This window comes from Pseudoalteromonas sp. CNAT2-18.1 (genome assembly GCF_022347865.1).
In the GTDB taxonomy this organism is placed as follows: Bacteria; Pseudomonadota; Gammaproteobacteria; order Enterobacterales; family Alteromonadaceae; genus Pseudoalteromonas; species Pseudoalteromonas ruthenica.
Genome location: NZ_JAKRFR010000002.1, coordinates 650,276 through 662,241 on the forward strand (window position 1 = coordinate 650,276; position 11,966 = coordinate 662,241).

Below are 11,966 nucleotides of genomic sequence, written 5' to 3' on the forward strand. Positions count from 1 at the left end.
TTTAAAAATTTGGCATGTTTTTCGCTTATAAACACTACGAATTTAGTCTGGGAGTGCAATAGATGGATAATGTCCACATTTTGACTTATGCCAATACACAATCAAGCCATGATCAGCAGCAAGCGGCATCGTTTTGCCGCCCGCAATCTGCGGTCAATGTCGTGGCGTTAACCCAGCAACTTCAGCGTAGTCTGGAGGTGGTGGTGTTGCTTGATACGTTCGCGCAATTTGTGGCGCCTTATGCCAGTTTTGATGGTTTGCAATTACACAGTAGTTTAGGCGTCAGTGAAATGAGCAACAGCCGCAACACCAGCGTCGCCAATCGCTTCGATATTGACGTTGAACAAGAACATCTCGGTCAATTGGTGTATTACAGCCACAGCCCGTTTAGCGATCAGCTTTGTACGCAGCTAAAACAATGGCACCAAATACTCAGCTATCCACTGCGCAACGCCCTCACCTACAATCGGGTGTTACGCCTAGCCACGCGCGACCCATTAACGGGGCTCAATAATCGCAGCGACTTCAATATTGGCATGGAAAAGAAGCTCGAGGTTTGCCGCCGTCAGAACCGTCCTTTCAGCTTGATGTTATTGGATTTAGATAACTTTAAGCAGGTTAACGACCAACAGGGCCACCAAGTAGGCGATGAAACTCTACAAGAGTTTGCCATGATCCTAAAAAGTTCAGTACGTGGTACCGACTCGGTCTTTCGTTTTGGCGGCGATGAGTTCGCAGTGCTGATTGACGACGACGATTTTGATACCAACCAAGTTGTCGCCGAGCGAGTGCAAAAGGCGGTGCATGCCAATGCGTTGATGGCTCGTCATGGTGTGACAAGCAGTATTGGTTATGCCTTGGCTGAGGCCAAAGACTCTAGTATGAGTTTATTTGCCCGCGCCGACAAAGCCTTATATCAAGCGAAGAACTTAGGCCGCGATACCCATTATGGTGAGGCTAACAGTCACACTTTAGAGCGCACTAACTTAAATACACACAATAGCAGCCAAAACCCAGAGAAGAATGCCAAAATCAGCTGAAACAAGGATGTAAAGCTGGGTATATCAATGGCAATAACACTCACCAGCGGTGCCAGTATCCCGAGCACGAAAAACATGCCGCCCTTGCCTAGCCAGTAAGCGAGTAACAAAGCACCGCATAATACGCCACTAAACCCTGCATATGCCAATACATTGACATGTAATGTGCTCAGCAGCAGCGCCACCACTAATAACGTGAAAGTAACGGCTAGTGCCGCAGGGGCTTTGTTGACTAAAGATAAACCTACTTGGGGCGTTCGCTGCACTGCCATTGCACTCCGTTTTTGCTGAAATAATCATAATTATAGAAATAGCCGACCACGGCCACCAAGACATCATCGTAGTAAATAAGCGGCACGCGTTGACGCTGCCACGGAGGCACTTGCAGGGCTTTAAACCACTGTGACAACTTCTTAGAGTGCGCTTTATTATGAGGACGAATCACGCTACTTAGCTGTCCAAAGCGCACGCTCAACTGCTCTGCTCCTTCTAGAGGGCGCACTCCTTCGCCTGGTTGAGCACTCAGTACGGTGCCATCACTCAACGTCACACTCGTACAATCAGTGCTTAAACGCTGCGCTTCCAAGCTCGGTTGCTCCGTGCACAAATAAGCATGGTCTTGATATCGGCGTAATACACATGACAAGCCGTGCAAACGCTTCAATGGCACTTGCATCTGACTGTCAGCGCGAGCGCAAGATAACTGCTGAGCTAAGTCCTGTAGTTGCTTTTCACTGGGCATCACCACATCATGGCTGTGTAACCAATAACGTAACGCATTGTGGTAGCGCGCGTCGCTGAGCTTACGTAGTGATGTTAGATTAAGTGAGCTCTGGCCGTGGGCGTTAGCAATATCATCGTGCGCAATTTCATCCAACAAGCGCTGCTGGCGTTGTATGATTGCCATACTCTGCGCGACTTTTTTATAAAAACCGTTAAAACGCGCACTGAGCAGCGGTAATGCTTGATTGCGTAAAAAATTACGATCAAAGCCGTTGTCATCGTTTGATTCATCATGAATATGAAGCAGGCCCTGACGCTCTGCATAATCGTTAAGCTCGGCGCGAGAAAAACCCAACAGGGGCCGTAATAGCGGCCGTTGATGCCAATAGCTCAACGCCTGCATGCCACCAAGCCCTTTCAACCCTGCACCACGTTTAAGGCGTAAAAAGAAGGTTTCCACTTGGTCGTCGCGGTGTTGACCAAGTAGCAACACATAACCCGCTGGCGCACAGCTATCAAGTGCTTGATATCGCTCTTGCCGAGCTTTATCTTCAATACCACGACGTGTTTGTGTGCCAATGTGGACACGCTCGCTGAAAAACGCGATTTCACGCTGCTCACACTGCTGTGCACAGAAGTCTAACCACTGATCGGCATCAGCACTCAAGTTATGATGAACGTGAATAGCACACAGCGCTAGGTTTTCACGCTGAGCATAGCGCCAGGCCAATTCTAAAAGCACCATAGAATCGAGGCCACCGCTTAAGGCCACCGCCAACCCTTTTGTGTCTGGCGCACATTTTAGTAAAGCATCAAGCTCTGAGGAAAAGGTATCTTGCATAGGTAGGCAATAAAAAGGCCGACAAATATCGGCCTTACTAGCGATGGCTTAACAGTAACCAAAGCTCATTAAGCGCTGATAGCGAGCATCAAGCATCTCGTCAACGCTATGTTCACGCAGCTCGGCTAAATCGCGCTTAAGCTGTGCTTTAAGGCTTTTCGCCATGGCATCGTAGTTACGATGAGCGCCGCCTAAAGGCTCTTCAATTACGGTATTGATGAGATCAAGCTCTTTCACTCGCTGCGCTGTCACACCCATCGCCTCGGCTGCCAAGGGCGCTTTTTCTGCACTTTTCCATAGAATCGATGCACAGCCTTCAGGGGAGATCACTGAGTAGGTGCTGTATTGCAACATATTCACTCGGTCGCCAACACCAATGGCTAATGCACCACCCGAGCCACCTTCACCTATCACGGTGCATACCGTTGGCACTTTCAATGCCGCCATGACCTTCAAATTACGAGCAATTGCTTCACTTTGGCCGCGCTCCTCGGCACCCACACCAGGATAGGCTCCAGGGGTGTCGATAAAGGTGAATATAGGCATTTTGAAACGTTCGGCCATTTCCATTAGGCGCAGCGCTTTGCGATACCCTTCCGGTTTAGGCATGCCAAAATTACGTTTGATCTTCTCTGCCGTATCACGGCCCTTCTGCTGACCGATCACCATCACTGGTTCGCCGTCTAAGCGGGCTACACCACCGAGAATAGCAGGATCGTTAGCGAAGGCACGATCGCCCGCTAGTTCATCAAATTCGGTAAAAATACGTTCAATGTAGTCGCGCGTATAAGGACGCAAAGGGTGACGCGCTAACTGCGAAACTTGCCATGCGCCTAACTCAGAGAAAATCTTTTCAGTTAGTTCGACATTTTTCTCTTTTAAACGGCTGACTTCTTCTTCCAGCCCTAAATCTAGTTCGCCAGCACGACTCACTGTGCGTAACTCTTCAATCTTCGCTTCCAATTCGGCAATTGGCAGTTCGAAATCCAAATAATTGAGACTCATGCTCTAATTAACCCACTTAATTAAATTCTAATTCGATATCTTGCGCCGTCAGTAAGGATAACTTATGAATCAAATCATCCGCTGGCGTCACACACCATTGTGTTCCTAGTTCTAGCTCGGCTAAGGCGTCCGGCCGGCGATAAACGACTTTTATCGGACACGTACCGAACTTATATGGTTCCAGCACTTTCTCTAACTTTTCGAAGAAGTTAGCATCAATTTGCGCCATATCTACCGTCATTTTCATCGCTTTAATGCGCTTTTCACGGGCCTCAGCGAGTGTACAGACGTCTCTGGCGGTCATTGTAATGCCGCCAGAGAAGTTATCAAAGCTGACCTGTCCGGTTATAACCAAGATATTGTTGATTTGTAGCAATTCTTGGAAAGTTTCGAACTGTTCTGGGAATAAGCGTACATCAATTCGCGCACTCTTGTCATCTAAGGTCAGCAATCCCCAACGTTTATTCTTTTTATTAACCAAAGTGCGTGCATTTATCACCAGACCGGCCGCTGTGGTTTGCACATCACGCTCTGTGGGCACTAAATCCACCAACTTGCCGCTGGTGTAATGTTTAAGCTCACTGCGATATTGGTTAATGGGGTGGCCAGTTAAAAACAGCCCGAGCGTTTCGCGCTCGCCATCCAACCATTGGTTATCGGTAAAATAAGGTACCCGCTTAAAGGCTTGTTTGACTTCCTCGGGTTCGGTAGCCAAGAGCCCAAACATATCGCCTTGGCCCAATTGCTCGGCCTTGTTGTGCTGCTCAGCGGATTTAATCGCTTCGGGCAGTGAGGCCATTAAAATAGCACGCCCACCTTGTACTTGGTCTGGGCCAAGTTTATCCATGGCTCCCGACATAATGAGCTTTTCAATCACCCGTTTATTCAGGCGTTTTAAATCCACCCGTGCACAAAAATCAAAGAGATCTTTAAACGGACCATCCTGCTCGCGAGCACTGAGGATGGCTTCAACGGGTCCTTCACCCACGCCTTTGATGGCGCCGATGCCGTACACAATCTCACCTTGGCGATTCACCGTAAACTTGTAGAGACCGGCATTAACGTCCGGTGGCAACAAGGCGAGCTTCATATTCTCGCACTCATCAACCAAGGTCACGATTTTATCGGTGTTATCCATATCTGCTGACATCACCGCCGCCATAAATTCGGCAGGGTAATGAGTTTTCATCCACAGTGTTTGGTAAGACACCAAGGCGTAGGCCGCAGAGTGCGATTTGTTAAATCCGTACCCAGCGAATTTTTCCACCAAGTCAAAGATTTTCATCGCCAGTTCGCTGTCAATTCCCTGACTTTGCGCCCCTTCAGCAAAGGTTGAACGCTGCTTTGCCATCTCTTCTGGCTTTTTCTTACCCATGGCTCGACGTAGCAAATCTGCGCCGCCGAGTGAGTAGCCGGCGAGTACCTGAGCAATCTGCATGACCTGCTCTTGATAAAGGATAACCCCGTAAGTGGGCTCCAAAATCGGTTTCAAGCTGTCATGCTGATACTGCGAGTCTGGGTAGGAGATTTCTTCGCGTCCGTGCTTACGGTCGATAAAGTTATCAACCATGCCCGATTGCAATGGACCGGGTCGGAACAAAGCCACTAGGGCTATCATATCCTCAAAGCAGTCCGGCTTCAGGCGGCGGATAAGGTCCTTCATCCCGCGCGATTCGAGCTGGAAGACCGCAGTGGTTTCGGCCCGTAACAGCAAGTCGATACTGGCGCGGTCGTTAAGGGGAATGGCATTGATGTCCACCGGCTCCTTGCCTTCACGGGCTAGGCGCTCGTTGGTCATATCCAGTGCCCATTGCAAGATGGTCAAGGTACGCAGACCGAGGAAGTCAAACTTCACTAAGCCGGCGGTTTCCACGTCATTCTTATCGAATTGCGTGACCGGGAACTTGCCCTCCTCATCACAATACAGCGCCGCAAAATCAGTGATGGTGGTCGGCGATATCACCACGCCGCCAGCGTGCTTACCGGCGTTTCGTGTACAACCTTCAAGAATACGGCACATATCAATGAGATCGCGCACTTCCTCATCGCCGTCGTAGGCCTCTGGCAGTCGCGGCTCAACCTCAAAGGCTTTTTCCAAGGTCATACCCGGGTCGCCGGGCACCAATTTGGAAATACGGTCAACAAACCCATAGGGATGGCCCAATACCCGCCCCACATCGCGGATCACCGCCTTTGCGGCCATAGTACCAAAGGTAATGATCTGTGATACTGCATCACGACCATATAATTTGGAAACGTGATCAATCACCTCATCCCGTCGGTCCATACAAAAGTCGACATCGAAATCCGGCATTGAGACCCGCTCGGGGTTCAAAAAGCGCTCGAATAGCAAATCGAATTGCAGTGGGTCTAAGTCGGTAATTTTCAGGGCATACGCCACCAGTGAACCGGCACCGGAACCACGTCCTGGGCCCACTGGGATATTGTTATCCTTGGACCATTGGATGAATTCCATAACGATTAAGAAGTAACCGGGGAAGCCCATCTGGTTAATCACATCGAGCTCGATTTGCAGGCGCTCATCATATTCGCCACGACGCTCAGCGCGTACCTGCTCATCGGGAAACAGGAATTGCAACCGCTCTTCTAAACCTTCACGAGAGACTTTAACCAAGAAGTCGTCTATTTTTAGCGAACCGGTGGGATAATCTGGCAAAAAGTAAGTGCCTAGCTGCACGGTCACGTTACAGCGCTTGGCGATTTCAACGGTATTGGCGAGCGCCTCAGGGATATCACTGAATAGCTCGGCCATTTGCGCTGGGGTTTTTAAATACTGTTCGCTGGAGAAGCGCTTCGGTCGGCGCTTATCCTCTAAGGTGTAGCCGTCATGGATGGCGACACGAATTTCATGGGGCTCGAAATCTTGCTGCTCAAGAAACACCACTTCATTGGTTGCCACCACAGGCAGTTGATGCGCTGTCGCGTGCTCAACGGCCAAATGTAAGTAGCTTTCTTCATCAGCACGCCCGGTGCGCATTAATTCAAGGTAGAAATTGCCGGCAAAATGTTGGCGGTAGAACTGGCTGATCTCTTCAATCACTCCAGCATTGCCCTTAAGCAGCGCCTTGCCCAAGTCACCGTCTTTGCCGCCACTGAGTAAAATTAGCCCCTCACTGTGCTCGGCTAACCACTGACGGTCAACCATAGCGCGGTGCATCACATGACCACGCAAATAGGCTTTAGAAATCAGTAAGGTGAGGTTGTTATAGCCTTCGTTATTCTTTGCCAATACCACCAAACGACAAGGCTCATCGGGAAACTCCGGGCTATTGAGCCAAATATCGGCGCCGACAATGGGTTTTATCCCAGCGCCATGGGCGGCACCATAAAAACGCACCAGACCACACAGGTTCATTTGGTCGGTAATGGCTAAGGCGCTGAGCTGCTGTGCTTGCGCCGCACTGACAATAGGTTTGGTCTTAGCCAAGCCATCAACCATGGAAAAGTCGCTGTGAACGCGCAGATGGACAAATTCAGGTGCGGCCATTATTGCCCCCGCTCGGCGAGTACACGCTGCACCGGTTTAAAGCTCTTGCGGTGAAACTCGGTGGCTCCATGTTCGGCCAATGCCGCAAAATGAGCTTTAGTTGGGTAGCCTTTATGGCCCGCAAAGCCATATTCGGGGAATTGCGCATCCAAGGCTATCATTTCCTCATCCCGCGCCACCTTAGCTAAAATCGAAGCGGCGCTGATTTCAGCCACCAGCGCGTCGCCTTTGACCACGGCTTGTGCAGCCACATCGAGTTGCGGTAGGCGATTACCATCAACAAAGACAAAGTCAGGAGTAATATCGAGCCCCGCCACAGCTCGCGACATGGCCAGCATGGTGGCGTGCAAGATATTGAGCTCATCTATCTCGCTGACACTGGCACGGGCGATACAGTAACTCAATGCCTTTTCTTTTATCTCAGCACTTAAGGCGGTGCGCTTTTTATCGCTCAGCTTTTTTGAATCACTCAGTCCGGCTATCGGTTTATTGGGGTCAAGGATCACCGCTGCGGTCACCACATCTCCCACCAACGGGCCACGCCCCACTTCATCTACACCGGCAATATACTGAACATCGGGACGATTAATTTGCATCAATAAGCTCCAATACGGCTTTGGCTGCTTGAGCACTGGCATCGCAGCGAATGTCTTTATGGATTTGCGTAAAACGCGCAATCAAGGCTTGATTATCCCCGTATAACTTAGGCTCAAGCGCGGCGCATAAGTTATCGACATTACACTGGTGCTGTAAAAACTCGGGAACCAGCTCCTCGTCAGCCAACAAATTAGGCAACGAGAAGTATTTGATGGTGAAGGTAAACACATGCTGCACCATCCAATAGGTCATGGCTTTGAGCTTGTAACCCACCACCATAGGTTTCTTATATAACATTCCCTCTAGTGAGGCGGTTCCCGACGCCAGTAGAATGGCGTCACTGGCTTGCATCGCTAAGCTCGATTGACCATCAAGTAATAGCGCGTTTAACTTCGGTGCATGTTGTTGTTGCAACGCTAAGAACTGCGCTTTGCGCGCTTCGTTCACCAAGGGCACCACAACTTTTAAGTCTGGATTGGCTTGCTGCAGACGCTCGGCCGTTTGCGCATAGGTGGGTGTCAGTAGCCCCACTTCCGAGCCACGACTACCCGGTAACAGCGCCAACACTTTATCGTCGCTACTGAGCCCCAGTTGCGCCCGCGCATGCTGGTTGCTTTGCTCTACAGCGATATCATCGGCCAAGGTATGGCCGACAAAGGTGCATGGCACTTGGTGCTTGTCATAAAAGGCCTTCTCAAAAGGCAGCAGCGACAGCACTAAATTGGTGGCTTTGGCGATGTTATGAATACGCTTTTGTCGCCACGCCCACACCGAAGGACTGACATAATGCACAGTGGTGATCCCCGCTTGCTTCAACGGCAGCTCAACGCGCAAATTAAAGTCGGGCGCATCAATACCAATAAATACATCAGGGGGATTGTCGATAAAGTGCTGCACCAATCCTTTGCGAATCTTTAACAGCCTAGGCAAGCGCGAGAGCACCTCAACGAGTCCCATTACCGAGAGCTCTTCCATATCAAACAAGCTTTCACACCCGAGGGCGTTCATGCGGGGACCGCCAATACCGACGAACTGGGCATCAGGGTGGCGTTGTTTAATGGCTTTTATTAGGCCTTCACCAAGAATGTCACCGGACATTTCACCGGCAACGATGCCGATGCGAAGAGGTTGAGTGGCGCTCATATTGGGGACAGGTTCCACTTTGGGCTGTTGTTATTAACCGCCTAGTCTACCCTGTTTGCGATGCGCTTAAAACCTCGTTGCTATTAAATGCACAATCCTTCTACGGCCTAGCTTGATGAGCTGGTTGATATTTTTCCAGTGTGCCTTTCTTTTAAATTAGATGTTGCTAATATTGTGTTGACTTCGTAAGCAGTAGTCTGGATACTAACGAAAGTTTCAGTAATTACTGAAACTTTAAACAAGCTTACATTAAGGGGTGTTCCATGATAGATGAATCCTTTGTAGACATCTCCCGTCTACAATTTGCAATCACTGCCTTCTATCACTTTTTGTTCGTGCCGCTCACGCTAGGGATGACATGGATTTTGGTGATAATGGAGTCTGTCTATGTAATGACAGGACGCGAAATTTACCGTGATATGACGAAATTCTGGGGGAAGTTATTTGGTATCAACTTCGCCTTAGGGGTGGCCACCGGACTGACTATGGAGTTCGAGTTTGGTACCAACTGGTCTTATTATTCTCATTACGTTGGTGATATCTTCGGTGCGCCCCTTGCCATTGAAGGGCTAATGGCATTTTTCTTAGAGTCCACCTTGGTCGGCATGTTCTTTCTAGGCTGGGATCGGCTCAGTAAAGTGCAGCACTTGGGGGTGACCTTCTTTATGGCGGTGGGCACCAACCTCTCTGCACTATGGATTTTAGTCGCCAATGGCTGGATGCAAAACCCTGTGGGTTCAGAGTTTAACTACCTGACCATGCGTATGGAAATGCAAAGCTTTGCCGAATTGGTGTTTAACCCGGTGGCACAGGTTAAGTTTATTCATACCGTCTCTGCCGGCTATGTTGCCGCCTCTATGTTTGTGCTTGGGATCAGTGCCTTTTATATTCTTCGCGGCCGTGATGTTGCTTTTGCTAAACGCTCGTTTTCGGTTGCCTGTAGTTTTGGTTTAGCCTCGGTATTGTGCGTGATTCTGCTCGGTGATGAGTCCGGCTACGAGGTCGGCGAGGTGCAAAAAGTGAAACTCGCGGCGATTGAAGCGGAGTGGGAAACCGAGCCTGCCCCAGCCGCTTTCACGTTATTTGGTTTTCCAGACTCTGAAACACAACAAACCCATGCGGCGGTGAAAATCCCCTATGTTATGGGCATTATCGCTACCCGCTCGCTGGATGAGGAAGTCACCGGCATTAAAGAGTTGCAACAAAACCATGAGCAACGTATCCGCAGTGGTATGGTGGCTTATCGCTACTTGGAAAAGCTGCGTAATGGCGAGGAAACACCAGAAAATATTCGTCAATTCAATCAGTACAAAGACGATTTAGGCTACGGCTTACTATTAAAGCGTTATTTGGATGACGTGTATAACGCCGATGAAGCGCAAATCCAAAAAGCGGTGCAAGACTCTATCCCACAAGTTGGGCCACTGTTTTGGGCATTTCGTATTATGGTTGCCTGTGGCATGGTGATGCTGCTGATCTTTGCCGCCGCGTTTTATTACAATGCTAAACGCCAAATCGAGCAAAAACGTTGGCTACTCAAAGCGGCGTTATTTGCCATACCACTGCCCTGGATTGCCATTGAAACAGGGTGGTTTGTGGCTGAGTATGGCCGCCAGCCTTGGGCTATTTCCGAGGTATTACCGACCTTTATGGCCACCTCGAGTCTGACCTTTAATGATGTGCTTATCTCCTTAATTGGCTTTATTACCTTTTACACCATATTGGCCATTATCGAAATCTGGTTAATGTTGCACTTTATTAAGCAGGGGCCAAGCTCACTGCATACAGGTAAGTATTACTTCGAGCGTCAACAGCAACTACAGGAGAGCAAATCATGATATTTGATTATGAAACGCTAAAACTTATCTGGTGGGTGCTTATTGGCGCATTGCTCATTGGCTTTGCCATTACTGACGGCATGGATATGGGCGCTGCCACCTTGTTACCTTTCGTTGCCAAACAGGATGTCGAGCGCCGAGTAGTGATTAACACCGTAGGTGCACACTGGGACGGTAATCAAGTCTGGCTTATTACCGCAGGCGGTGCACTATTTGCCGCTTGGCCAATGGTGTATGCCGCTGCCTTTTCAGGCTTCTACTTTGCCATGATGCTGGTGTTGTTTGCGCTGTTTTTCCGCCCCTTGGCCTTTGACTATCGCTCCAAACTGGATAACCCCACATGGCGTAACCGCTGGGATTGGGCGCTTTTCTGCGGCAGTTTCATTCCAGCACTGATTTTCGGGGTGGCCTTTGGTAACTTGTTGCAAGGGGTACCTATTCATATCGACAATCTCATGCGTGTGAGCTATCACGGCTCCTTCTTTGGGCTGTTGAATCCTTTTGCACTGCTATGCGGTGTGATCAGTGTAGCCATGCTGGTTGGCCACGGTGGCGTATGGTTACAAATGCGCACCGCTGAGCCCGTAGCTTCACGTAGCGCCCGTTTCGGTCGCATCGCGCTGGTTGTCGCCCTCGCTGGCTTTGCCTTGGCCGGTGCGTGGCTGACGCAAATCGACGGCATGCAGATTGTCACTATGGCCGATACCAATGCCCATGCCGACCCATTAGCAAAAACAGTGACCACTGCGACCGGTCTATGGTTGAACAATTACAGCGAACGCAGTTGGACCCTCGCCTTCCCAATCTTGGCGTTTGCCGGAGGTCTGTTGGCGTTGGTGTGCTCACTTACGGGTAGACCTGGTTTTGGCTTCATCTGTTCGAGCATCATGTTGTTAGGCATTATTATGACCTTTGGCGCATCCCTGTTCCCCTTCATTATGCCTTCCAGCCATGACGCCAATATGAGCTTAACCATTTGGGACGCCGTTTCCAGCCACATGACTTTGAATATCATGTTTATTGTGGTCGCTATACTGCTCCCTATAGTACTGTCTTACACCACTTGGTGTTATGTGAAGATGTGGCGCCGAGTAAGCAGTGAAGAGATTGAAAACAACACCCATGGCAGCTATTAAGGAGGCACTATGTGGTATTTTACGTGGATTTTAGGGGTATTATTCGCTGTTGCCTTCGGCGTGATCAACGTCATGTGGTATGAAATGGGCCAGCACAATGATTGTGTGGCCGACGATCACAAGGAGCATGATTAA

Annotated in this window: 10 protein-coding genes; 4 read left to right on the forward strand and 6 right to left on the reverse strand. The window is 49.6% G+C overall.

The window, feature by feature from the left end; genetic code table 11:
• The first annotated feature begins 62 nt into the window (after nucleotides 1-62).
• Nucleotides 63-1,040: a GGDEF domain-containing protein gene (locus MHM94_RS06385; protein ID WP_235418848.1), complete on the forward strand. Its 978-nt coding sequence runs from the start codon at nucleotides 63-65 to the stop codon at nucleotides 1,038-1,040.
• Here the strand turns inward: MHM94_RS06385 and MHM94_RS06390 are convergent.
• From MHM94_RS06390 to lpxB, 6 genes are read right to left on the reverse strand one after another with little or no spacing between them, the layout of a single operon-like run.
• Nucleotides 965-1,312 (reverse strand): hypothetical protein, encoded by a 348-nt coding sequence (locus tag MHM94_RS06390; RefSeq protein WP_235418847.1) that lies wholly within the window; start codon nucleotides 1,310-1,312, stop codon nucleotides 965-967. The genes MHM94_RS06385 and MHM94_RS06390 overlap by 76 nt on opposite strands.
• Entirely contained in the window at nucleotides 1,285-2,604 is a 1,320-nt protein-coding gene (tilS, locus tag MHM94_RS06395; RefSeq protein ID WP_235418846.1) for a tRNA lysidine(34) synthetase TilS, read from the reverse strand. Before tilS ends, MHM94_RS06390 begins: the two co-directional genes overlap by 28 nt.
• A gap of 48 nt (nucleotides 2,605-2,652) precedes the next feature.
• A complete protein-coding gene (accA, locus tag MHM94_RS06400; RefSeq protein ID WP_022946673.1) occupies nucleotides 2,653-3,609 on the reverse strand; it encodes an acetyl-CoA carboxylase carboxyl transferase subunit alpha in 957 nt (318 codons plus the stop codon).
• Between the two features lie 16 nt (nucleotides 3,610-3,625).
• Nucleotides 3,626-7,117, reverse strand: a complete 3,492-nt coding sequence (dnaE, locus tag MHM94_RS06405; RefSeq protein ID WP_138547521.1) for a DNA polymerase III subunit alpha — start codon at nucleotides 7,115-7,117, stop codon at nucleotides 3,626-3,628.
• A complete protein-coding gene (rnhB, locus tag MHM94_RS06410; protein WP_138588302.1) occupies nucleotides 7,117-7,713 on the reverse strand; it encodes a ribonuclease HII in 597 nt (198 codons plus the stop codon). Before rnhB ends, dnaE begins: the two co-directional genes overlap by 1 nt.
• Nucleotides 7,703-8,857 (reverse strand): lipid-A-disaccharide synthase, encoded by a 1,155-nt coding sequence (gene lpxB / locus MHM94_RS06415; RefSeq protein ID WP_022946772.1) that lies wholly within the window; start codon nucleotides 8,855-8,857, stop codon nucleotides 7,703-7,705. Before lpxB ends, rnhB begins: the two co-directional genes overlap by 11 nt.
• A 263-nt stretch (nucleotides 8,858-9,120) precedes the next feature.
• Here lpxB and MHM94_RS06420 point away from each other — a divergent pair, with 263 nt between their 5' ends.
• Genes MHM94_RS06420 through cydX form a run of 3 tightly spaced genes read left to right on the forward strand, consistent with a single transcriptional unit; the run spans nucleotide 9,121 to nucleotide 11,966 of the window.
• Complete coding sequence (locus MHM94_RS06420) at nucleotides 9,121-10,695, forward strand: cytochrome ubiquinol oxidase subunit I (RefSeq protein ID WP_022946771.1); 1,575 nt, start codon at nucleotides 9,121-9,123, stop codon at nucleotides 10,693-10,695.
• Nucleotides 10,692-11,831, forward strand: coding sequence for a cytochrome d ubiquinol oxidase subunit II (cydB, locus tag MHM94_RS06425; protein ID WP_268837923.1), 1,140 nt, complete (start codon nucleotides 10,692-10,694; stop codon nucleotides 11,829-11,831). The genes MHM94_RS06420 and cydB overlap by 4 nt, the downstream gene beginning before the upstream one ends.
• Nucleotides 11,832-11,840: 9 nt before the next feature.
• On the forward strand, nucleotides 11,841-11,966 hold the full coding sequence (gene cydX / locus MHM94_RS06430) for a cytochrome bd-I oxidase subunit CydX (protein WP_022946769.1): 126 nt from the start codon (nucleotides 11,841-11,843) through the stop codon (nucleotides 11,964-11,966).

Coding starts and splice junctions, on each gene's coding strand:
- cydX (WP_022946769.1), top strand. CDS start 11,841: ATGTGGTATTTTACGTGGATTTTAGGGGTATTATTCGCTGTTGCCTTC.
- cydB (WP_268837923.1), top strand. CDS start 10,692: ATGATATTTGATTATGAAACGCTAAAACTTATCTGGTGGGTGCTTATT.
- dnaE (WP_138547521.1), bottom strand. CDS start 7,117: ATGGCCGCACCTGAATTTGTCCATCTGCGCGTTCACAGCGACTTTTCC.
- rnhB (WP_138588302.1), bottom strand. CDS start 7,713: ATGCAAATTAATCGTCCCGATGTTCAGTATATTGCCGGTGTAGATGAA.
- tilS (WP_235418846.1), bottom strand. CDS start 2,604: ATGCAAGATACCTTTTCCTCAGAGCTTGATGCTTTACTAAAATGTGCG.
- lpxB (WP_022946772.1), bottom strand. CDS start 8,857: ATGAGCGCCACTCAACCTCTTCGCATCGGCATCGTTGCCGGTGAAATG.
- MHM94_RS06385 (WP_235418848.1), top strand. CDS start 63: ATGGATAATGTCCACATTTTGACTTATGCCAATACACAATCAAGCCAT.
- MHM94_RS06390 (WP_235418847.1), bottom strand. CDS start 1,312: ATGGCAGTGCAGCGAACGCCCCAAGTAGGTTTATCTTTAGTCAACAAA.
- accA (WP_022946673.1), bottom strand. CDS start 3,609: ATGAGTCTCAATTATTTGGATTTCGAACTGCCAATTGCCGAATTGGAA.
- MHM94_RS06420 (WP_022946771.1), top strand. CDS start 9,121: ATGATAGATGAATCCTTTGTAGACATCTCCCGTCTACAATTTGCAATC.